Origin of the sequence: Homoserinimonas sp. OAct 916, assembly GCF_003260275.1 — a bacterium.
Lineage (GTDB): Bacteria > Actinomycetota > Actinomycetes > Actinomycetales > Microbacteriaceae > OACT-916.
Map to the genome: position 1 here is coordinate 534825 of NZ_QJHB01000001.1, position 23380 is coordinate 558204.

A 23380-nucleotide genomic window follows, 5' to 3' on the forward strand; every position below is an offset into this window, starting at 1 on the left:
CTCTCGGGTCGATTACGAGCGGCATTCCCTCGTCGCGGGCGTGGCCGACGGGCTCCTAATTGAGCAGAAACTGCTTGGGCTCGGCGGAGACGATGTCGCCCACTTTCGTGGTCAAGTAGTACGACGCTCCATCGGCAGGAACAGTGGGCCGGCTCTCATCGGCGCAGGTGTCGGGCGCCGACCGAGTGCGGTCCCACTTGATGGGATCGGCGCTTTTCTCCGTAGCGCCCGCCTTGAGAAGAACGTTCGCTTCGGTGGCGTCTTCCTGGCAGTCGGTCGAGCTCCAGTACTGGTCCTTGCCGCTGGTGATCGCGTACACCTGTTGGGAGGTGCCCACGTCAAGCACGCAGTCATTGGTGCCGGTGTTGGTGACTGACAGGCTGAGCAGTGGAAGTTCGCCGGCGGCATAGACATTCGCGTCGGTGATCGCTTCGACCGTGACCTGGGCGGAGGTGCAGTTTGCGCCGTCGGCCGCGCCGGGGGCAGCAGACGCGCTTGGAATAGCTGAAGCGCCCTGGTTCGGTTTCGGCGACGGTGAGGCTGCAAGGCTGCCATCGGTCGAGCCCTGCCCCACGATGATCAAGACGATGGCCGTGATCACAGCGATCAGCCCGAGCAGGACCACGAGCCGTCTGCGCCTGTACACCGACCTCGAGTGGGGGCCGACCGGGTTTTTGATCGTCGACATGCCCCTAGGCTAACCAGTGGGCCCCGGCAATGGCCGCAACCGCTGTGCGTGTTGACCGCCAGGGTGGGAAACCCCAGGTTCGCGGTCAATGGGGAAGATGAGCAGACGGAATACTGCTCGACACAGCGGTCGGGCCCGTCCGAAGACGGGCCCGACGCTTTGGTGCTGACTATCCGGCTACTTGCAGGCCTTCAAGTTGGCCACATTGTCGCTGAGCGCCCCGGTGCCACCGAACAGAGTGACGTCTGCCGGAGCTGCGTTCGTGATCTGGTTCAATGTGGCTTTCGGAATGCAGTTCGGCTGCGCCAGGTACAGCGGCCCCTTGTTCACGCCCGCCAGTACGGCACCGGCCATAGCGTCGGGGAACTGCACCCCGGTCGCCAGATAGACGCTCTTCGCGGGTGCGAAGACATCGGCCCCGATCAGTCGGCTGGTCTCGTAACGATCCGAACCGCCGCGACGGTCGGGGGTCGTTCCGGTCGCCGCCTTCAGATCGTTTGCAATACCCGCAGTGACCACGCCGGTTCCACCCGCGATGATCGTCTTTTTCACTTTCAGCTTCGCCAGTTCCGCCTTGGTCCCCGCATCCAGCGACTTGGCGGAGCCGTTCACCAGGATCACGGGTGCGCCTACCGCCGCACCCGCCGCCGAAGCCGACAGCGCGTCGGGGAACGTCATACCGGTCGCAACATAGGCTTTCGCCGCCGTCGTGAAGCCATACTTGGCGTGCGTGTTGACCTTGACTGACGTGTCGAACCGGTCGCTGCCCGAGATCCGCTCAGTCGACGCGATCTTCTTCAGCTCGCTCAGAACCGTGTTCGAGACCGCACCGGTACCACCCACCACGACGATCTTCGATGGCTTCAACCGCTTTATCTCATTCGCCACCGCTGTCGGCAGCGAATCCTTCGCCGTCAGCAGCAGTGGACCACCGTGCATGGCAGCCACCGGAGCAGTCGACAGTGCGTCGGGGTAATCCGACCCGGTCACCACGAAGACGACCGGTGCTACCCTGAAGCCTGCCCGCGAGATGTTGATCGCCGTCATGTAGCGGTCATCTCCCTGGATACGCGTGATCCTGGGAGACCAGGTCACTTTAGAAGTCGCTGCCGATTTCTTCTGCGCGGGAACGTAGCCGGTCTTCTTACCGGTGACGATCACGGTCATCTTCGCACCGACATCTGCGCCACCCAGGGTGTAGGTCGACCCGGTTGCCCCGGTCACCGCTTTCCCGTCGCGGTACCACTGGTAGCTGAACGTCGCGTCGGCGGGCTTCCACCCAGAGATCACAGCCGTCAGTTTGGAGCCGGAGATCGTCATACCCGTGATCACCACCGTGCCCGGCGTCTGGATCGCATCGGGCGCGGACACGTCAACCGTGAGTGGGATGTGCACGACCGTGCCCGACGGTGCAGCAGTCAGCACGAGGTCGTTCTTCGCCTTCGCATCCTTCGGGACGGTGACGGTGACCGTGGCAGCCCCGTTCACCACCGCAACCGGCGTGAACGTCGCACTGCTGCCTGCCCACGACACTGCAAGCTCGGTGTTGGCCGGGCTTTCCAACGACGTCAGGTCGAGCGTGCTCACATCGAGCGTGACCGTCGCACCGGCTTTCAGAACACCCGCGGGAATACCAGACACCTGCACCGCGTGCCGCGCGAACGACGGCGACAGCGGACTGTGCGTCTCGATGTAATCCATCCACGCATCCCGGTCGATCAGACCAGAATCACGAGTATCTTTGGCGTTGTTGAACTCCCAGAAGTTGTCACCGCCGTCAAGCAAGAAGCTGAACGAACCGATCCGGTAGTCCTTCGCCATATCGATCGGCGCACCATTGACCGTGATGCTCGTGATCCGGTCATCCCGGTCACGCGCCGGGTCATACGTGTACGACACGTTGTCGCTCAGCCCCAACTGCTGGTATTCCCGCGAAGGCGTCGTGCCGTCCGCGTTGCGCTGCCACTGCTCCTCCAACACCTGCTTGAACTGGGCGCCGGTCAGCGTCGTGGTCCACAGGTTGTTCAGGAACGGAAGCACCGAGTTCGCCTGCGCGACCGTGATCGAACCATCGGTCCCGTAAAGCAGCTCGGCCCGCAACCCTCCCGGGTTCACCATGCCGATCTCCGCACCACCCAGATCCGGGTTCTCCAACGAGGCCAGCAAGGAGTTGGCCACCAGGTTGCCCAGCGTCGACTCCGAACCGCGATCGTCACGGTTGGCGCCGATGAAAGCCGTCGTGATGTCAGCCGTCACCTCACCGATCTTCACGCTGCCCTTCACCGCGGCGTAGTCGAGCGCATCATTGACGATCCCCTGCACCTCAGCGACCCGCGGATACGCGGCCACCAGATCCGCGTCCGCCGCGATCGTGCGCGCCACGTTCTTGGCCGTGTAGCTCACGACCTCATCACTGCCGGTGTCATACGTGACAACAACCTGGCCGATGTTGGCACCATAGCTGCCGGTCTGCAACACCGGACGGGTCTTGGTCGTCTGACCGGGAATCAACGCGTCCCACGCGTAAGCCTTGTGGGTGTGGGCGGTGAAGATCACATCAACGTGCGCAGACGTGTTGTTCACGATCTCCGCGAACGCACCGCCCAGGGCCACCTGGTTCTCCAAGGTGCCCCCATCGGCGGATCCCTGATTCGCACCCTCGTGGTACTCGGCAATGATCACGTCGGCTTCACCATTGCTGAGATCACCGTCGGAAAGCTTCGCCGCAACCCGGTTGACCGCCTCCACCGGATCACCGAAGTCAAGCATCGCGATGCCACTCTTCGAGACCAGACTCGGCGTCTCCTCGGTGACCGCACCAATCACAGCAACCTTCACCCCGTCAAGATCGACGATCGTGTACTCGGGCAGCGCCGGAGCAGTGGTGCCCCGGTAATAAACGTTCGCGCCCAGGTAGGTCCAGTCCGTCAAATCCGCAATGCGGCCCGTCAGATCCACATAACCGGTGTCGAATTCGTGGTTGCCCACGGACGATTCCAGCCCAAGCGCATTCAGCACCTTGATCGTCGGAACATCCTGCTGCACCGACGACGCGAACACCGACGCACCAATGTTGTCACCCGCGGAACCCAAAAGTGTCGTGTCCGGATACTCGGCACGCAACCGCTCAATAGTTCCCGCGAACTTCACCGTATTCGCATCAATGCGACCGTGGAAGTCATTGATGTTCAACAAGTTCAAATCAACGGTTTTCGACCCCTGGACCTTGAGCGGTACGTGCACGACCGTGCCCGACGGTGCTGCGGTGAGCACAAGCTCGCTCACCTCTGCGGCATCCGCGGGAACTGTGACAGTAACCGTTGCAGCCCCGTTCACCACCGCAACCGGCGTGAACGTGGCACTGCTACCAGCCCACGACACTGCAAGCTCGGTATTTGCCGGGCTCCCCAACGAAGTGAGGTCGAGCTTGCTCACATCGAGCGTGACAGTGGCACCGACTTCAAGAACTCCCGCGGGAACACCAGACACCTGAACCGCATGGCGGGCGAACGACGGTGACAGCGGGCTGTTTGCCTCGATGTAAGCGATCCAGGCATCCCGATCGATCAGACCAGAGTCCCGGGTATCGGTGGCACTATTGAACTCCCAGAAGTTGTCACCCCCTTGAAGCAGGAAGCTGAAGGAACCGATCCGGTAGTCCTTTGCGAGATCGATCGGTGCGCCGTCCACCGTGATACTCGTCACACGATCATCAATGGCCCTTGCGGGATCATAGGTATAGCTGACATTGTCGCTGAGCCCCAAATTTTGGAAAGGCCGCGAAGTGATCGGCACACCATCTTTGGTGCGCTGCCACTGCTGCTCCAATATTTGCTTGAATTGGGCGCCGGTCAGGGTCGTGGTCCACAGGTTGTTCAGGAACGGCAGCACCCCGTTCGCCTCCCCATAGGTGATCACTCCATCATCGCCATACAACAGTTCTGCTCGCAGGCCTCCCGGGTTGACAATGCCGATTTCGGCGCCGCCCAGGTCGGGCGCGTTCAGCGCCGTGACCAACGAGTTTGCGACCAGGTTGCCCAGCGTCGATTCTGAACCGCGATCATCGCGTGTGGTGCCGATGAACGCCGTGGTGATATCTTTCGTGACCGCCCCGATCGGCTGGTTCCCGATGATCCCGGCCTCGGCCAGTGCCGCGTCCACGATCGTCTTGACCTCGGCGACTCGGGGGTAGGTGGCCACCAGGTCGGCATCCGCCATCGTTGTGCGCGGAACGTTGCGTGCCGTGTAGCTGACGACCTCGTTGCCCACGGTGTCGTAGGTGATTACGACCTGGCCGATGTTGGCCCCGTAGCTGCCTGTCTGCAGAATCGGCCGAGTGTGGGTCGGATCATTCGGAATCGGCCCGTCCCACGCGTATGCCTTGTGGGTGTGGCCGGTGAAGATCACATCAACATTCGCGGACGTGTTATTCACGATCTCGGCGAAGGCTCCGCCCAGAGCCAACTGGTTCTCCAGCGTGCCTCCGTCTGCGGTTCCCTGACTGGCGCCCTCGTGGTACTCAGCGATGACCACATCGGCCTCACCGTTCGACGGATCGCCATCGGTCAGTTGGGCAGCAACCCGGTTGACCGCCTCGACGGGGTCGCCGAAGTCGAGCATGGCGATGCCGCTCTGTGTGACCAGCGAGGGGGTCTCCTCGGTGACCGCGCCGATCACAGCGACCTTCACCCCGTCGAGGTTCACGATCGTGTACTCGTCCAGGGCGGGGTCAGTGGTGCCCTTGTGGTACACGTTCGCCCCGAGGTACGTCCAATTCGTCAGAGCCGCGATCCGGCCTGTGAGATCCGGGTATCCAGTGTCGAACTCGTGGTTGCCCACCGACGACTCCAGGTCCAGCGCGTTCAATACCTTGATCGTCGGAACATCCTTTTGCACCGCCGACGCGAACACCGACGCACCGATGTTGTCACCTGCAGAACCCAGCAGAGTCGTGTCCGGATATTGGGCTCGCAACTGCTCGATCGTTCCGGCGAACTTCACGGTGTCGGAGTCGATGCGACCATGGAAGTCATTGATGTTCAACAGGTTCAAATCAACGGTCGTGCTCGGCACCGTGGTCGAGGTCAGGTCGAGCCCGACGATGACCGGATCGTGGTCGGACGCACGGAACATGTCGGCGACATAGAAGTCGGTCACGTTGTAGTTGAACCGGCTGTATTCGAGTGCGATCGACTCGCCGGAATTGATGTTCCAGATGTCGACGTCGTTCACGGTTGCGTCTGCAGCCGGTGAGGCGAACACGTGGTCGAGCGAACCGACCATGCCGCCGAACGAGTAGGTGTGCTTGGCGGTCTTCGAGCCCTGGTCGACATAGCCGGCGGCCTGGATGACGTTAATCGGGTCTTCCATCAGGTAGGAGTTGAAGTCGCCCAACAGGAACGTCTTGTCCGTACCCGACGCTGTCGCCATGTCAGCGGCAAAGGCGACCAGAGCTGTCGCCTGGGACACGCGATCGGCGTTGGAGGCGCCCTGGCCGTCGCCGGCGTCCGTGTTACCGGCGCCTGAGCCGGACCCCTTCGATTTGAAGTGGTTCACGATGGCCACGAATGCATCAGCGTCGGCGGCGCCCTTCAGCTTGAATGCCTGTGCGAGCGGTTCGCGCGCATTGGCGAAAGCATCTGAGCCCATGAGGATCGTAGAATCGCCGACCAGCTCTGCGACATCCTTCTTGTAGATGAACGCCGTGCGAATGACGTCTTCATTCGTGGGGTACGAACCTGCAGGCGGTGACGGCACGTGCGCCCAAACTGCGGATCCGGCCTTCGTGTTCAGTGCGGCGACCAGTGTCTTCAGCGCGGCGTCGCGGTCGGTGCCGCCGACCGAGGTCGAGGCCTCGATCTCTTCGAGGCCGATGACGTCGGCGTCCAGCGCGGACAGCGCGGAGACGATCTTGTCTTCCTGGCGCTTCAGGCTGTCGGCGGTGGCTGCACCGCGCGGGCCATTGCCGGTGCAACTGTTCACGGTAATCGGAACCCCGTTGCGATCGTTGTACGTGGTGCACGTGCCCCTCCCGGCGGCCGTGTAAACGTCACCGGTGGTCGTGAAGTAGTTGAGCACGTTGAAGGTGGCGAGCTTGAGGTCTCCGCCCACATTCTTCGGGGCGTCCTGACGAGTTTTTTCGAACGTCACCGGCTGCACGTCGGCGGCATTTGCAGGGGTGAGCTGCTGGGTCGGCTGGTACTTCCATGCGTTGTTGCGGTAGTCGAAGATGACCGGGGCCGTGAACTCGACGGCTGCACCGACACGCACCGGCGTATCGTTTGACACGTAGGGCAGCGGAATATTCTTGTTGCCGCCATTGCCGTTCGGCAGGAAGTTGGTCGAGGCGCCGTCATCGAGTGAAACGGTGCGCGCGTTGTTGGCGGCCATCGCTGCGGTGTAGGCCGCGACACTGGGGGCAGCGACCGCAGTCGGCTGCACCAGGGGGGTCGCACCCGCAGCGAGTTTGACTTCGGCGTACTGGTTGGTGGAATAGGTGTCGGTCACGGTGAAGTCGCCGGCCGGAGCGACGAGCATACCTTCGAGAGTCTCGCGCTGCGCATCCGTCTCGGGCAGGCCAACGACGGTGGGAGCGACCGGGGTGAAAGCATCGTTCAGAATCGAGACGCTGGCGGTATCGGTCGGGGTCACCTGGGTCATGCCGGCGAACTCGGAGACCGTTCCGGTGACCTCCACGTAGTCACCGATACTGACGGCATCAACGGTGTTGGTGCCGGAAGAATAGATGAACAGGCCGTCGGAGGCCTTGTGCTCGGCAAAGTCGATCGGCCCGCCGGTGCCCGGCGTCTGAATGTAGAAGCCGTTGAAGCCCCCGGTCGGGTAGGAGGCAGTCACGACGCCGCGAGTGGTGACGATGTCACCGGCGAAGGCGCTTTCGGCCCCCTGGCCCTGGATCTCGGCGATCGTCTTTTCGCCCAGGTCTTCCGCGGGAGGGGTCGGCTCGGGCCGCTCCACAGTTACACCGGCGGAGTTCGTCGGGGTCACAGTTGGCTGATGGGAGAAGTCTGCGGCGTTGTTGTCCGTGTCCTTGAAGTTTGTGCGCGTCAGCGAGTTCGGCTCCCCATTTCCTCCGGCGACCGGAACCGCAGCGCCTTCGAAAACTACGCCCGCACCATAGCCGATGAGGTCGACAATCGCCGGGTTCGGATTGTCGCTGACTGAACCTGCTGTCAAGGGCACTGCGACATTGGTATTAGCCAGCAACACGATGCCAGTTGTTCCAGAAGGGCCGAAGGCGATTGTCAGATCCGCCTTGGGTATATCGTCTCCAACTGGAGGAGTCCCATTGCCGGGAAAACCGATCAAGAAATAGCTCTCAGCTTTTATTTCGCCACTGAGGGCCCTCACCGTGGCACTGCCGTTCGTGGCACTGCGAGACTGTATTGACCAACCATCCAGGGAAACCGTCGCGGTACCAGGGTTGTAAAGTTCGATGAACTTCGTATTGAAATAGGCATTCGCGCTGCCACCCTTGAGATAGACCTCGTTGATCACCACCCCGGTGCCGTCAGTGTTCGCCACCGCCGGTAGGGCAACTATCGGTGCGGCCACCATCGCAAATCCCAGAATCGAGGCGAAAGCAAAGGTGAATCTCTTGCGGGGGGAGTGCGACATGTGGGTCTCCAGAATCGACAGTCATCGTTGACAGCAACATTTCCGACCATATCGAAGCTAGAACGGTTGACGGTATGGAAACCTGACGACTGAGGGAAGTTTGCTCCTATGAGCACACCCAGATGGGGGTCAGGCAACTGTCAGCCCATACCCAGACCGTCTACGGGCGGGTCGATCTGCACGAGCCTCGATCAGCGGAGGAGCTTGAGCATGCGAGTGTTGCCAAGAGTGTTCGGCTTCACACGCGAGAGGTCGAGAAACTCAGCGACACCCTCATCCGTCGAACGCACCAGTTCGACATAGATGTCGGGCTCGACGGTGGCCTCGCCGACTGCCTCAAAACCGTTGCGGGTGAAGAAGTCCACCTCGAACGTGAGACAGAACAGGCGTTCGATGCCGAGGGTACGGGCATCCGCCTCCAGCTTGTTCAGGATCGCGCGGCCGACGCCACGGCCCAACCACTCGGGCTGCACGGCCAGGGTGCGCACCTCTGCCAGATCCTGCCACATGACGTGTAAGGCACCGCAACCGATCGGGTTGCCCGCCGGATCCTCTGCGATGCGGAACTCCTGCACCGACTCGTAGAACACGACCGCGTCTTTGCCGAGTAGCACGCCCGACTGCACGAGCGGGTCGATCACCGCCTGCACGAACGGGATGTCCGCGGTGCGGGCATGCCGCACGCGGTACTCGTGTGTGGGCATCCGTCGTCCTGGGGGTGAGAATCGAAAAGAAATGTTGCTGCCTCCCAGCGTAGTGACTGCGGGAGCGTCGAGAACCCATCGGCCCGCCTGATTCCTGCTCCGCCGGGGCGGGTGGGGAACACAGGCGGGCCGATGACTGGGTACCGTCTAGGGCTACTCCGCGGAGTCGGGCGTGACCGAATCTGGGCTGATCGCGGGGCCGGCGATGGCCGCCGCGCCGACCGTGATCTCCTCATCGCGCGGGCGCGAGGTGGTGAACACGAACTCACCGTCGATGAAGTCAACGTGCACGTGATCGCCCGCACTCAGGTCGCCGTGCAGGATGCGCTCGCTCAGGCGGTCTTCGATCTCGTGTTGCACAGCCCGGCGCAACGGTCGTGCCCCGAGACCAGGATCGAACCCGATCTTGATCAGCTGTTCCTTGGCAGCAGTCTCGAGCACAATAGTCATGTCGCGATCCATCAGACGCTCGGAGAGCTTCTTCAGGAACAGGTCGACGATCTGCAACAACTCCGGCTTAGTCAGCTGCGGGAACACGATCGTCTCATCAACACGGTTCAGGAACTCGGGCTTGAAGTGCTTCTTCAGCTCCTCCACGACCTTGCCCCGCATTGCCTCGTAGCTCGATGCGACGTCGCCCTCGATCTGGAATCCGACCGGGCCACCGGTGATGTCCTTGGTACCGAGGTTCGTGGTCATGATGATCACGGTGTTCTTGAAATCGACCACGCGGCCCTGGCCATCGGTCAGGCGGCCCTCTTCCAGGATCTGCAGGAGCGAGTTGAAGATATCCGGGTGAGCCTTCTCGATCTCGTCGAACAGCACCACAGAGAACGGCTTGCGGCGCACCTTCTCGGTGAGCTGCCCGCCCTCTTCGAAGCCGACGAACCCGGGAGGGGCTCCGAACAGCCGAGAGACGGTGTGCTTCTCGCCGTACTCACTCATGTCGAGCGAGATGAGCGCGTCTTCGTCGTCGAACAGGAACTCGGCCAGCGCCTTGGCCAGCTCGGTCTTTCCGACGCCGGTCGGGCCGGCAAAGATGAACGAGCCGCTGGGGCGCTTCGGGTCCTTCAGGCCCGCACGGGTGCGGCGAATGGTCTTGGAGAGCACCGAAACGGCCTCTTCCTGACCGATGATGCGCATGTGGAGCGCCTTCTCCATGAAGATGAGCCTCGACGACTCCTCCTCGGTGAGCTTGAACACCGGAATACCCGTAGCCTGAGCCAACACCTCGGCGATCAATCCCTCATCCACCGTGGCGGTGGTCTTCACCTCACCCTTGCGCCACTGCTTCTCGAGCCGCAGTCGCTCGCCGAGCAGATTCTTCTCCTCGTCGCGCAGGCTGGCGGCCTTCTCGAAGTCTTGCCCCTCGATGGCCTCTTCCTTCTGCGTGCGCACGTCAGCGATCTTCTCATCGAACTCACGCAGCTCGGGTGGCGAGCTGAGAATTGACAAGCGGATGCGCGCACCCGCCTCATCGATCAGGTCGATGGCCTTGTCGGGGAGGAACCGATCGGAGACATACCGGTCGGCCAGGTTGGCGGCCGCGGCGAGCGCGCCGTCGGTGATGGACACCTTGTGGAAGGCCTCGTAGCGGTCGCGCAGTCCCTTCAGGATGTTGATGGTGTGCGCAATCGTGGGCTCGTGCACCTGCACCGGCTGGAAGCGGCGCTCGAGCGCGGCATCCTTCTCGAAGTGCTTGCGGTACTCATCCAGGGTGGTTGCGCCGATCGTCTGCAGTTCGCCCCGGGCCAAGAGAGGCTTCAGGATGCTGGCGGCATCGATCGCGCCCTCTGCGGCACCGGCACCGACCAGCGTGTGGATCTCATCGATGAAGGTGATGATGTCTCCGCGGGTGCGGATTTCCTTGGTGACCTTCTTCAAGCGCTCCTCGAAGTCACCGCGGTAGCGACTACCGGCGATCAGGCTTCCCAGGTCAAGGGTGTACAGCTGTTTGTCCTTCAACGTTTCGGGCACGTCGCCGCGCACGATCGCCTGGGCGAGACCCTCGACGACTGCAGTCTTGCCGACGCCTGGTTCACCAATGAGCACCGGATTGTTCTTCGTGCGGCGAGAGAGGATCTGCATGACCCGCTCCATCTCCTTCTCGCGCCCGATCACCGGGTCGAGTTTGCCGTCGCGGGCCGCCTGGGTGAGGTTGCGGCCGAACTGGTCGAGAATCTGGCTGCCGCCCTGGGCCGCCTGCTGCTCGTTCGCGCCGACCTGCACCTGCTCCTTGCCCTGGTAGCCGCTGAGCAACTGGATGACGGTCTGGCGCACGCGGTTGAGGTCTGCGCCCAGCTTCACCAGCACCTGCGCGGCGACACCCTCGCCCTCGCGGATCAGGCCGAGCAGGATGTGCTCCGTGCCGATGTAGTTGTGGCCGAGCTGCAACGCTTCACGCAGGCTCAGCTCGAGCACCTTCTTGGCGCGCGGGGTGAACGGAATGTGGCCGGTCGGCTGCTGTTGGCCCTGACCGATGATGTCTTGCACTTGCTCGCGAACGGCATCCAGAGAGATGCCGAGGGACTCCAGCGCCTTCGCGGCGACACCCTCTCCCTCGTGGATCAGGCCGAGCAGAATGTGCTCGGTACCGATGTAGTTGTGGTTGAGCATCTTTGCCTCTTCTTGGGCAAGCACAACCACGCGACGGGCTCGGTCGGTGAATCTTTCAAACATCGTTTTGCTCCTCAGGCACAGGGGCGGGATCTGCACCGTTACATCGAGAGTAACGAGGGTGACCCGGGAATACTGCCCCTGTTCGCCATGGGCGTGATGGATGCCATGAATGGCGTTTCCTCTAGCACCGCGGCAGTCCGGCTCCCCGCCGTGGCCGCGCCGATACGTCCCGGGACAATTCGATCCGGTACGGACTCGCCGGGCCAAGGCCATTCGCTTCTCGACCCTGCACGCGATCTGCCAGGCACTGGAATGCGATGTGGGCGACTTGCTCGCAGTGGACCTAAAAGCCTCTACCGACAGTTCGTGAGGATGCCGGCCTTTCCCCTCTCGTGCATCGCGCCGCATGGAACGCTTCGCGCCCGTTCGAAGAGGCGCGAAGTGTTCTACCTGGGGCGTGGCGCGAACGGCGACCGGTCGAGGCGCCGACCTGGTCGCGGCAGCTGGCGACGACACCGCCACGCACTTCTGTGATAATCCTGTGATGTTATGAAGTCACATTTATAGATAACATGTTGCTATGCATGACGATGTGCGTTCCGGCGCGGTAGATCTTGAGGCGATGTCTCGTGCCCTCGACCTGCACACACTGCGCATCCTGGTCGCCATCGACGAGACCGGAAGTATCACGGCAACCGCTCGAAGGCTCGGCTACAGCCAGCCCGCGATCACCCAGCACCTGCAGCGCAATGAGGCACGGTTGGGTGTTGCCCTGGTAGCCCGAGCAGTGCGCGGCATGCAGCTCACCGAGGCAGGCGCCCTGCTCGCACGGCATGCGCCACAGATCGACGCGGCGATCACTGCAGCCGCAGCCGAACTGGCAGCCCACATCGACCTGGATCGCGGTTCGGTGCGCGTGGCCGCCTTCCCCGCGGCGATCGCCACCATACTTGCCCCACTCCTCTCTCGGGTGGAGCGTGAGCTTCCCGGGGTGCGCGCAGAGTTTCTCGAAGCAGAACCAACCGAAGCCGTACAGTCTGTGGTCGCCGGTCGCGCCGATATCGCGCTGCATTATCACTACCCCAACGATCCTGCAGTCACCACCGGTCGGCACACCACCAATGGCCTCCGCTCGCGCTTTTTGCTCTCTGACGACGTTCTGGCGTTGGTTCCGCGTGCCGATGCGGAGCGCCTCCCTGGCCCGGTCGGCATTGCCGACCTGCTGCCCCTGACCTGGATCGGCGGGGAGGCCACCTGCACTGAGCAACTGGTGCGCCTCGCCCGAGACGTCGGCGAGAGCCCGAAAGAGCGGCATGACGTCACCAAGGCGGATGCCGCGCTCGCGCTGGTTGACTCCGGAATCGGCGCCACCTTCCTCTCCCGCCTGGCGCTCGACACCGTGCGTCTGCCCAAAGGCGTCGTCGCCCTCGAGCTGCACCCGCGAGTGCGCCGACGCATCTACGCGACCACCCTCGACGAGGCCGCCGACATCCCCAGCATCGCGGTCACGCTGCGACTGCTGGCCGTCGGAGAGATCGCCCGTGGCACCACCGATCCCACGAAGAATGCACGACTTCACCCGCAACGTGCCCGATTTGCCTCCGCCCCATTCACCCCGCCCATCACCCTCACCGAAAGGCACGATCCGAACATGAAATCCACAGGTTCCACCCTGCGCCGTGGCCTGCGTGCGCCCGCCGTCGCAGTCGCGAGCGCCCTGCTGCTCGCCGGCTGCGCCGCGACCACAAGCGCGCCCGAGAACGCCGGCACCGATACGGGCGCCGAGATCGACGCCATCACGGTCGCCCTTCCCGGGTCGCTGAGCAGCCTCTACGTGGGCGCCGAGAGCGGCATCCTCAACTACTACATCGCGTCGATCACCCAGGAAGGACTGGTCGCCCTCGACGCCGAGGGAACCCTGCAGCCGGGACTCGCCGAATCGTGGACCCAACCCGATGACGTCACCTACGTCTACGAGTTGCGCGACAATGCACTTTTCCAGGATGGCACCCCGGTCACCGCCGACGATGTCGTCTTCAGCTTGGAGCAGGCACGCGACGAGACCAGCTCGCCCGGACTGGCCTATTACCTCACCGGCGTCGACACGGTAGCGAAGACCGGCGACAACGAGGTGACCATCACCCTCAAAGCCCCGGACTCCGCATTCGCGGCCAACATGAGCACCGGCGGGGCCGCCTTCATCACCTCCAAGAAGTTCTGGGAGGATGCCGGGGGTGACGTGGGCACCAGCAGCAACCTGCTACTCGGCTCAGGACCGTACAAGGTCACCGAGTTCGTACCCGACTCACACGTCAACCTCGAACGGGTCGACACCTGGTGGGGTGAACTTCCCACAGTGAAGAGCATCCAGGTGAAGTTCATTCCCGATGAGGGCACCCGATTACTCGCCGCGCAGGCGGGCGACGTCGACTTGGCGTTCAACGTGCCACTTGCCCAATCCAGCCAGTGGGAGAACCTCGACAACATGCGGGTCGACTACGTGAATGACCTCTCGTATGTGGGCATGTACTTCAACACCACACTTGAGCCGTTCAACGATCCGAAGGTTCGCGAGGCGTTTGCCCACAGTGTCGACCGCGCCACTGTTGTCGATAAGCTCCTTCGCGGCCACGGTGAGGTCGCCACGTCGATCGCCACCCCGGAATCACTCGGCAGCGTGTACAGCCCCGAAGAGGCGCGCGCGCTGCTCGGCGGCATCCCGCAATACGACTTCGACCTCGACAAAGCGAAGGCCGCCCTGGCCTCCTCCAGTCACCCCGAGGGCTTTGCGACGGACATGCTCTTCCCGTCGACTGGCCCGCAGCTTGGAACGGCCGCCCAGTCCCTGGCCGAGAACCTCGGGAAGATCGGGATCACGCTGAACGTGCGGGAGGTGCCGATCGAGGAATGGCTCGCCAGCCTCGACGCGACCAGCAGCTACGGTGTCGGGCTGATGTGGTACTTCTCGACCCTTGGTGACCCCGCCGAGGTGCCCAGCTACATGCTCGGTGCCGACAACATCTCCGCCTACGAGAACCCGGAGATTCTCGATCTGCTCGCCCAGATCGGCGCTGAGACCGATGCCGCAGCCCGGATCGACCTGATCATCAAGGCCGAGACTCTGCAGGCGGCCGACGTCGTCAACGTTCCGCTGTGGTGGGGTCAATCCGCCACCGCATTCGCCAACGACCTGGGGATGAGGGACTACAGCTCCTTCGCGTTCATCTCCGCCTGGCCGACAGCACTCTACAGAACCGAGTAACACGCCAATGACAACACCGCTTGCACGCGCATCACGGGCCCGGCCACTTGGCCGGATGCTCGTGGTGCGCGTGCTCGGCACCGTGGCGATCCTGCTGGTGTTGTCGGTGATCGTGTTCTCGATGATGCACCTCGCACCCGGTGACATCGTGAAGAACCTGCTCGGCAACCGGCCGTCGTCACCCGAAGCGGCTGCCGCGATCCGCGCCCAATACAACCTCGACCAACCGCTGTACATGCAGTACCTGATTTGGCTCGGCAACGCCTTGAGCGGCGACTTCGGCCAGTCGATCCGAATGCAGGATTCGGTCACCAATGTCATTGGCGCCAGGTTGCCGATCACCGCGGCGCTCACCAGCGTGGCCTTTGTGCTGTCGATCGTGGTTGCCATCCCGCTGGGCGTGCAGAGCGCCGTACGCTCGGGCAGCTGGATCGACCGCTTCGCCACCGGATTCGGCATCGTCGGCCTCAGCGCGCCCACCTTCGCCGTCGGCCTGGTACTGCTCTATGCATTGGCGTTCTACCTGCCCGTCTTCCCCGTCTACGGTGCCGGCAGCGGCGGACTGGACACCCTCTACCACCTCGCCCTGCCCGGCATCAGCCTGGCCCTGGGGCTGGGTGCGATCATCCTGAAATTCACCCGCACCGCCATGCTGCGCGAGCTGGAATCCGACTATGTGACCTTCGGGCGCGCCCGCGGCCTGCCCGAGAGCCAGGTGCAACGTATCGCCCTACGCAATGCCGCCATCCCGATCATCACCGGAGCCAGCCTGGTGCTGACCTTCCTGGTGGGTGGCACGGTGCTGGCCGAGGCCACCTTCGCGCTGCCCGGACTCGGCACACTGCTGCAGGGGTCTGTGCTGTTCAAAGACATCCCGGTCGTGCAGGCGTTGACACTGCTGGTCGCCGTCGTGATCGCCGTGATCGCCCTGCTCGCGGATCTCGCCTACATCTTCCTTGATCCGCGCATCCGTGCGAAGGAGGCGTCTCAGTGACCGACACCGTCGCAATCGTGCTCGACCAGGCTCCGAAGAAACGCTTTCGGTTGCCTTTGGAGGTTCTCCTCTCCCTGGTGCTGCTGGGTGCCGCCGCGCTGATGGCGGCTATCGGCACCCTGATTGCTCCGGATGCGACGAGCCAATCGATCCTGGATGCGTTGCTCCCCCCGGGTTCCCCGGGGCATCTGCTCGGCACCGATGAGTTGGGCCGAGACGTGCTCGCGCTGACGATCGCGGGCACCTCCTCCGCGCTCGTTGGTCCTGTGATCGTCGCGCTGGGGTCAATGCTGCTGGGCATCCTGCTCGGCACGATCGCCGGCTACGTGCGCGGACCGGTCGACTTTCTGATCGGCCGGTGGACGGACCTGCTGTTCTCGCTGCCGATGCTGTTGGCCGCCATTGTGGTCGCCGGTGTCTTCGGCGCCGGCTACTGGATGACGGTGGTGCTGTTGATCGTGCTGTTCTCCCCCTCGGACATCCGCATCGTTCGTGCCGGTGTGCTCGAACAGGCTGCTCGCCCGTTCGTGGAGGCCGCCCAGATGCTTTCATTGTCGAAAGCCCGCATCATGTTTGGTCAGGTGCTGCCGAACGTGTCGTCACTGATCATCACCAACGCCATGCTGAATGTGGCGTTCGCGCTGGTCGCGTTCTCGTCGCTCTCATTCCTCGGCGTCGGGGTGCCCGCCGGCAGCGCCGATTGGGGGCGCCAGCTCACCGACGGGCGCTCCATCATGATGGACAACCCGGCGGCAGTGCTGGTTCCCGCGCTGCTCATCATCGGGGTCGCCTGTGCTGCCAATTTGGTCGGCGACTGGTTGGGCCAGACCATGACTCGAACGGGACGAGTATGAACACCGAGGATTTCGTTTCCGGCACCGCCGGCGTGCGGGTCACCGGGCTCGGCGTGAGCGGGCCGAGCGGCCAGTTCGTTGCCCCGTTCGACTTCAGCATCGCCGGAGGCGAGACGTTGGCCCTGATCGGGGAGTCCGGTTCGGGCAAGACCCTGTCGGCGAAAGCCATCGCCGGCCTGTTGCCGATCGGCTTCTCGGCCGAAGGACGCATCCAACTGACATCTGGGGCCATCACCCTTCCCGCGTCAGATGCCATCTGGCGCGCCACCAGGGGCAAGCGAATCTCCCTTCTGCTGCAAGACCCCTTCACCAGCCTGAGCCCGGTGCACCGGTGCGGAATGCAGATCGGCATCACCATCGCCGCGAGCAGGGATGGCAAGATTTCCCGCCAGGACATTCAGACCCAGGTCGTCGAACGCCTGACCGAAGTGAACCTACCGGCCGATGTCGCCCGCGCGTATCCGCACGAGTTGTCCGGCGGCATGCGGCAGCGGGTGGCCATCGCGGCAGCCCTCGCCACCGACCCCGAACTCCTGATCGCAGACGAACCCACCACAGCCCTCGACGCCAGTAACCAGGGCGAGATCCTCGACCTTCTGCGCCGTCTGCAGGTATCCCGCGGCATGGCGGCCCTGCTGATCTCGCACGACCTCGGCATGGTTCGCGGACGTGCAGAGAATGTGTTGGTCATGCGACACGGGGAGATCGTCGAGCGCGGCGCGACCAGCCGGGTGCTCAGGGCGCCGGACCACCCGTACACGCGCTCGCTGATCGAGGCCGACCCGTCTCTGACCGGCCGCGCGGCGCCCGACGCGCTACCGATCTCCCCCGCTGATTTCTTGGTGACCGCGACTGAGGTGTCCAAAGCCTTTGGCGACAAGGTCGTACTGGCTGGAGTCAGCGTCGCCGTCGGGCGCGGCGAGACCGTCGGAATCGTCGGCGAGAGCGGTTCGGGCAAGACCACGCTCGCGCGTTGCATCGCCGGTCTGGAACACGAATCCGGTGGGCTGATCGAGTTCGACGGGGTTGCGCTCGCGCCGGGGCGGGCCTCACGCACACCCGCGCAGATGCAGATCGTTTTCCAAGACCCATACTCGTCCCTGAACCCGATGATGAACGTCGGCAAGTCACTGCGCCTGGCCCTTTCAGTGGCCCGGAGACCGGCATCTGACGTGCCTGGGTTGCTCGACCTGGTCGACCTGCCCGCGGAGTTCGCCCGCAAACGGCCCGCCGAACTCTCCGGCGGGCAACGACAGCGGGTGGCGATCGCACGCGCCCTCGCGGTGCGCCCCGAACTGTTGATCTGCGATGAGTCGGTTTCGGCACTGGATGTCTCCGTGCAGAAGCAGATCCTCGACCTGCTGGTCGCGCTTCGCACAGAACTCGGCCTGTCGATGATGTTCATCTCGCATGACCTCGCCGTGGTGCGCCAACTCGCCGACCGCGTCTATGTGATGCGCGACGGCAAAGTCGTCGAATCCGGCAGCTGCCAGCAGGTGCTCACCAACCCCAGCCACCCCTACACCCAGGCACTCGTCGAAGCGTCGCTTCATCCGCCTGCGACCCAAACGGTCTGAACGCGGCCTCGCCGCAAGAAAGGACATCGTGGAATCCACCGCGCCCGTCATCGAACACCTGCCCATCGACCAGTTGGGTGCCGATCTGGCCGACCGGCTCGGCCCGGAGCGCACCGCTGCCTGGTCGCGCAACCGGGAGCCGTATCGGCCCCAAGTGACCGTGGTGCATGGACCCGACGGCGAGGCCGCCGCGCTCACGTCGGGACGCCCGAACACCCGGTACACGAAGATCGTCGACATCTGGTCAACGACTGATACCGCCGCCGAACGACTCCTGCAGCACCTGATCGCCTCCTCTCTAGACCGAGGCGATGCCTGCATCAAGTGGGAGCTGCCGATCGGCGAGAACCTGCCGAGATTCGGGGCAGCGGCCGGATTCATCGAGTTGCAGACACCGATCGTCTCCGGTGCCGGAACGGACGAGGTGCGGGGCTTCGCCCTCTGGCACGGAGGCTTTCCGCATGCGCAACTGCGTTACTACAGCCAGACCACCGACTTCACCTGCGGTGCGGTCGCCGCGATGACCGCGCTGACAGCATTGGGATTGGACCCCTTTGGTGTGACCGCTGACGACGGCGCCCGTGAGCGCGAGCTGGCCTTCTGGCGCCAGGCGACCAACTTTCCGGCCTGCGAGCCGGTCGGCCTCGCCGTCGCCCTCCATGACGCGCTGGCACCGGCCACTGGCTACAGCGTGGAGCTTCACCTTGACACCGAGGGGCCGGTTCTGCTCGAGGAATACACCGGTGCCGACAGGGAGTACCGCGCGCTGCTGCAGGCCGAGTCGGCAGAACAGGCACGTGCCCGCGGCATCCAGCGGCACGCAGATCGCGTCGAGGTCGCAGAGATCGTGCGTCGTGTTGCGGAGGGCGACTACGCCCTGCTGCTGATCGATGACGCCCAAATGCACGACTCGTCGACGCCGCACTGGGTGCTCGCCCATGCCGCCAAGGGCGACACCGTGTTGTTGCACGAACCGTGGGCGACCGACCAGCGCGCTGAAACCTGGGTCGACTCGCATGACCTCCCGGTCGCCGCCGACGTGCTCGACCGCCTGGTCTCGTGGGGAGACCCGGCCTACCGCGGTGTGATCTTCATCACGCGCTGACCCTGATCAGGTAGGCGACGACTCGCCCGTCGGGCGCCTTGCCGTCAGCGGTGTTGCCGTCAGCGGTGTTGCCAACACGTGATTCACTGGCGTGTGTGTCATTGTCGCGTGTGGCGCCGTCGGGCGTGTCGCGGTCGGGCGTGTCGCGGTCGGGTGTGTCGCGGTCGGGCACCAGCGACACCCAGCAGTGTTGCCCGTCGCCAACCTCGAAAGTGGCAGTGTCGAGTCGGTCCACCACCAGCCGGTCACCGGCGATGCGCACCTCGAGGCCGTCGGTGAGGGCCATCACGAACCACCGGCCCTCGGCGGTCTCGTGCTCGCCGGCGCACGCCACAGTGACGGTGCCGACCGCGCGAAGTGGATCCACCATCAGGTTCAGGTCGAGAGTGGCTCCGGCGATGGGCCGGGCGGATGTCTCGCTGTCACCTGAAAACCGGGCCGGGTCGTCCCCCACACCCAAGACCCGGCTGACTCGGTCGACGGTCAAATCGATACCGCCGCCATCGACCACCGCGAGGCTGCGATCCACGCCAGGAAATGAGGAGAACTCCGCGGGTTCGGAAATTGTCGCCATACTGATGCGCCACGCGGGCGGCTCGGAATCACGGCTTCGAGCGACAGCGATCTCCCGGGTGACGCCCCGGCCGTTCTTCCACCGCGATTGTGAGTAGTCGGCAAATCTCAGGTGTCGCAGACATGAGTCCATGATGCTCATTGTGACGGTCACTCGCGCCAGTCACAATTCCCCCTGACCACATTTCTCCTGCCCGGGCGCAGCTCGCGTCTTCACAGATTTTCGCGCCAGCCGGAACACATCGCGCCCGTTCGAGCTGGGGCGATGCGTTCCACCTGGCGCGCCCGACAAAACCAACCTCGCGCCCGCCGCCCCGCTCCGCCAAAGAAGGGCCCCGGGATTCCCCGTCACACCGCCAAAGACCGATAGCGCTGGTTAGGCTACCTGCATGAGCAACCTCGAAGCCGAGCCGCAGGAAGTGATCTGCGAGTCATCCGGAACGGCATCCGGCAGGGCATCCGGCACAGCGTCCGGCACGGCACCGGATGTCGATCTGCCGCAGCCGGTCGAGATCCTCACTCCGCGCGAGGTGCCGCTGGGCGGCCCGCGCGCGATGCTGGTGCGCCGCACCCTTCCGCAGCGAGACCGAAGCCTCATCGGCGCCTGGTGTTTCGTCGACCACTACGGCCCCGACAATGTCTCGGTCTCCGGAGGCATGCGCGTTCCGCCGCATCCGCACACCGGGCTCCAGACGGTCAGCTGGCTCTTCTCCGGCGCGATCGATCACCGTGACAGCACTGGGGTTCACGCGAGCGTGTATGCCGGCGAGCTCAATCTGATGACGGCCGGCCGGGGCATCCAGCACTCGGAGGTGTCGACCGATACGACAACGGTGCTGCACGGGGTGCAACTGTGGATCGCCCTGCCCGAGGAGAGCCGCCATACCGAGCCCAACTTCGAGCACCACGTGCCCCCGGTCACGCGCTCCGGGGTGGCTTCACTCCGTGTCTTTCTCGGTGAGATCGCCGGAACCCGGTCACCCGTCACGACCTTCAGCCCGTTGCTCGGCGCGCAGATCGACCTGCCGGCGAATTCGTCGGTGACCCTCGATCTCGACCTCGGGTTCGAACACGGTCTACTTGTTGACACCGGTCAGGTCACGGTCGGCGACGTGATGGCGGATACCGCCGAACTGGCCTACCTCGCCACCGGTCGCCCCTCGATCACGCTGACGGCCGGGGCATCCGCCGCCCGGATGCTGCTGATCGGCGGTGAACCGCTGAACGAGCAGATCGTCATGTGGTGGAATTTCATCGGCCGCAGCCATGACGAGATCGTGCAGTACCGCAGCGAGTGGGAACGCGATGTCACCCAGGGCGGCACCGTGAGCGGCCGGTTCGGTGTGGTGCGTGGCTTCGACGGCCCGCCACTGCGCGCGCCGGCAATGCCCAACGTGCGTCTGCGTCCGCGCCGGTAGCACTCCCGCCGTCTACTCCGTGCCCGCATCGGCTCGCGCACAGCTCGCCACAGGCACGTCGGTCTCCATGCCCCCGAAAGGGTGTCGCTGCTTCGCTAGGCTCTGGGGATGAGAAGAATCACGGCAGCCCTGGTGCTCGTCGTCTGCGCAGCAGCGACTGCGGCCTGCACGAACGGCTCGGCGCCGATGCCGGCGCCATCCGCGTCGGACGCGCCCTCTTCGCCGACGCCGGCGTCGACCCCCCGCACCAGCGGGGTCGTTCTCACCACGACTGTCGGAACCCACGACATCGAATATCGGGTCGGCCCACTGGTCAACCTGGGGGAGCTGAGCATCCTGCCGATCCACGCGCTCTCGCTCACCCCTCCCGGCGACGACCCGGTGAAGATCGGCTTGGCCTGGGCCGACCCGTGGAGCATCGGCGCGAGCGGCGTGCGGCTTCTCGATGGCGATGCCCGCACCGTCGAAGAAGCGGCGCAGGCCACCCCGGCGGGCACGTCGAAGCCCGTGCAACTGCACACCAGTGATTTTCCCCTTGCGGTCGATGACACCGAGCCTCTCGCGCTGTACACGGTTTTCGGCGCCAGCGACACAGCCACCGTCGACGTCATCATCCCGGTCGGCGGGCTGGCCGCCGATGTGCCGGTGATCGATATCGACGAACTGCGTGTCGAAGAAGGCGGCGCCGACTACGCCGACACGCTCGTTGCCGCGCTCGCCGACATCGTTGGGACGCACAGCGATGTCAACCCGCAACGCTCAGTGCTTGACAGTTTCACCGTCTCGATCGACGAAGCCACCGACACCCGGGCCACTCCGGATGAGGTGGTCGTCACTGTGGACACCAGCGTGCTGTTCGCCGCCGACGAGGCCACGATCACTCACGCCGCCGACAAGATCCTGCTCTCGGCGAGCACCCAGTTCAGCTCCTATCCGTCGGGCACCCTCCGTGTCGTCGGCCACACCTCCACTGGCGGCGACGAGAGCCCCGCCTACAACAACGACCTCTCCACGCGGCGCGCGCAAGCGGTCCACGACCGGTTGAAGGCCCTCATCGACCTCAGCGGTTACGACACCGCCGTCGACGGCCGCGGCCTCACCGAGCCGCGCGTCGAGGGCGCCAGCGAGGCGGCCCGCGCGCAGAACCGTCGGGTGGAACTGATCTTCGTTCCGGATGCCGGGGCCAAGGCGGGTGCTGTCGAGGCGCCCGTGTTCGAACTTGCGAAGAGCGCCGGGCCCACAGCATCCGGAACCGACGGGGTCACCGTCACCAACCGTGATGACGCCCAGGTGCACGTCACTCTGGAATCCGTCGAACGGCGCGGAACCGTGCTCGTGGGCCAGGTGCGCATCGACCACGTCGCGGGAAAAATCAGCGGCGTCGGATACTGGCTCGTCGCCGACATCGCCCACAATGTGCGGGGCGGCCTCCAGTTCGACCTGGCGAACGCACCCAGCAACCTCACTCTCGTTGCGGGCGACCAGCGCATCTACCCGCTGGACTACGAACGGGGCAGCGTCGATGAGGGTGGCAACACGCGCTACCCGATGACCGACCTCTTTCTGAGCCCAGAACTCCCCGACGGCGGTTCTTTCACGACCACGGTGGTCTGGCCCGACGTCTTTTCCGGCGCAGCCGACACGACGGTGACCCTCGATGTGCATAACCCGCGCGCGGAGCACTTTCACGGGTTTCAGCCGCCGTTCCGACTCACCGACATCCCCGTCATTCAGTAGACGCGCGCGCCGCGCCACCTGGCACGGATCGCGCCCCGTCAAACCGGGGCGAAGCGTTCCCTCTGGCGCGCGCGGCGTGAGTGGCCCCCTATTGCCTCATGTCAATACCTCCGGGAAGGTTATTCATTGCCTCAAATGGAAACCTCCGGAGGGGTCACCGAACGAAGGCCTGGTTCACGGCTGGTTTGACCGCGGCGGGCTTCTTCGCCAGGGC

General features: G+C 64.2%; 13 protein-coding genes. 8 read left to right on the plus strand and 5 right to left on the minus strand.

Features of this window, described 5'->3' with window-relative positions; genetic code table 11:
- Positions 1-55: 55 nt before the first annotated feature.
- From DL891_RS02300 to DL891_RS02315, 4 genes are all read right to left on the minus strand, one after another.
- Positions 56-688 carry a hypothetical protein gene (locus DL891_RS02300; RefSeq protein WP_111718760.1) on the minus strand — a complete coding sequence of 211 codons (633 nt, stop codon included), beginning with the start codon at positions 686-688 and terminating at the stop codon, positions 56-58.
- Positions 689-865: 177 nt separating this feature from the next.
- On the minus strand, positions 866-8323 hold the full coding sequence (locus DL891_RS02305; RefSeq protein WP_111718761.1) for an ExeM/NucH family extracellular endonuclease: 7458 nt from the start codon (positions 8321-8323) through the stop codon (positions 866-868).
- A gap of 191 nt (positions 8324-8514) precedes the next feature.
- Positions 8515-9027, minus strand: a complete 513-nt coding sequence (locus DL891_RS02310) for an amino-acid N-acetyltransferase (RefSeq protein ID WP_111718762.1) — start codon at positions 9025-9027, stop codon at positions 8515-8517.
- Positions 9028-9180: 153 nt separating this feature from the next.
- Entirely contained in the window at positions 9181-11706 is a 2526-nt protein-coding gene (locus tag DL891_RS02315) for an ATP-dependent Clp protease ATP-binding subunit (protein WP_111718763.1), read from the minus strand.
- A gap of 109 nt (positions 11707-11815) precedes the next feature.
- Here DL891_RS02315 and DL891_RS02320 point away from each other — a divergent pair, with 109 nt between their 5' ends.
- The 6 genes from DL891_RS02320 to DL891_RS02345 all read left to right on the plus strand — a co-directional run bounded on the left by DL891_RS02320 (position 11816) and on the right by DL891_RS02345 (position 19438).
- Complete coding sequence (locus tag DL891_RS02320) at positions 11816-12016, plus strand: helix-turn-helix transcriptional regulator (RefSeq protein ID WP_111718764.1); 201 nt, start codon at positions 11816-11818, stop codon at positions 12014-12016.
- Positions 12017-12226: 210 nt separating this feature from the next.
- On the plus strand, positions 12227-14908 hold the full coding sequence (locus DL891_RS02325) for an ABC transporter substrate-binding protein (RefSeq protein ID WP_111718765.1): 2682 nt from the start codon (positions 12227-12229) through the stop codon (positions 14906-14908).
- A 7-nt stretch (positions 14909-14915) separates the two neighbouring features.
- Positions 14916-15902 (plus strand): ABC transporter permease, encoded by a 987-nt coding sequence (locus DL891_RS02330; protein ID WP_111718766.1) that lies wholly within the window; start codon positions 14916-14918, stop codon positions 15900-15902.
- Positions 15899-16756, plus strand: coding sequence for an ABC transporter permease (locus DL891_RS02335; protein ID WP_111718767.1), 858 nt, complete (start codon positions 15899-15901; stop codon positions 16754-16756). Before DL891_RS02330 ends, DL891_RS02335 begins: the two co-directional genes overlap by 4 nt.
- Complete coding sequence (locus DL891_RS02340) at positions 16753-18333, plus strand: ABC transporter ATP-binding protein (protein ID WP_111718768.1); 1581 nt, start codon at positions 16753-16755, stop codon at positions 18331-18333. Before DL891_RS02335 ends, DL891_RS02340 begins: the two co-directional genes overlap by 4 nt.
- A 28-nt stretch (positions 18334-18361) precedes the next feature.
- Positions 18362-19438, plus strand: coding sequence for a peptidase C39 family protein (locus DL891_RS02345; RefSeq protein ID WP_111718769.1), 1077 nt, complete (start codon positions 18362-18364; stop codon positions 19436-19438).
- On the opposite strand, the gene DL891_RS02350 is transcribed toward DL891_RS02345, so the two are convergent.
- Positions 19428-20144, minus strand: a complete 717-nt coding sequence (locus DL891_RS02350) for a HutD family protein (protein ID WP_157962359.1) — start codon at positions 20142-20144, stop codon at positions 19428-19430. The genes DL891_RS02345 and DL891_RS02350 overlap by 11 nt on opposite strands.
- Before the next feature lie 256 nt (positions 20145-20400).
- On the opposite strand from DL891_RS02350, the gene DL891_RS02355 reads away from it, so the two are divergent.
- Complete coding sequence (locus DL891_RS02355) at positions 20401-21429, plus strand: pirin family protein (RefSeq protein ID WP_111718771.1); 1029 nt, start codon at positions 20401-20403, stop codon at positions 21427-21429.
- Positions 21430-21537: 108 nt separating this feature from the next.
- A complete protein-coding gene (locus DL891_RS02360; protein WP_111718772.1) occupies positions 21538-23166 on the plus strand; it encodes an OmpA family protein in 1629 nt (542 codons plus the stop codon).
- The last annotated feature ends 214 nt before the right edge of the window (positions 23167-23380 follow it).

Coding starts and splice junctions, on each gene's coding strand:
- DL891_RS02325 (WP_111718765.1), top strand. CDS start 12,227: ATGCATGACGATGTGCGTTCCGGCGCGGTAGATCTTGAGGCGATGTCT.
- DL891_RS02340 (WP_111718768.1), top strand. CDS start 16,753: ATGAACACCGAGGATTTCGTTTCCGGCACCGCCGGCGTGCGGGTCACC.
- DL891_RS02310 (WP_111718762.1), bottom strand. CDS start 9,027: ATGCCCACACACGAGTACCGCGTGCGGCATGCCCGCACCGCGGACATC.
- DL891_RS02360 (WP_111718772.1), top strand. CDS start 21,538: ATGAGAAGAATCACGGCAGCCCTGGTGCTCGTCGTCTGCGCAGCAGCG.
- DL891_RS02330 (WP_111718766.1), top strand. CDS start 14,916: ATGACAACACCGCTTGCACGCGCATCACGGGCCCGGCCACTTGGCCGG.
- DL891_RS02300 (WP_111718760.1), bottom strand. CDS start 688: ATGTCGACGATCAAAAACCCGGTCGGCCCCCACTCGAGGTCGGTGTAC.
- DL891_RS02305 (WP_111718761.1), bottom strand. CDS start 8,323: ATGTCGCACTCCCCCCGCAAGAGATTCACCTTTGCTTTCGCCTCGATT.
- DL891_RS02320 (WP_111718764.1), top strand. CDS start 11,816: ATGGCGTTTCCTCTAGCACCGCGGCAGTCCGGCTCCCCGCCGTGGCCG.
- DL891_RS02355 (WP_111718771.1), top strand. CDS start 20,401: ATGAGCAACCTCGAAGCCGAGCCGCAGGAAGTGATCTGCGAGTCATCC.
- DL891_RS02350 (WP_157962359.1), bottom strand. CDS start 20,144: ATGGACTCATGTCTGCGACACCTGAGATTTGCCGACTACTCACAATCG.
- DL891_RS02315 (WP_111718763.1), bottom strand. CDS start 11,706: ATGTTTGAAAGATTCACCGACCGAGCCCGTCGCGTGGTTGTGCTTGCC.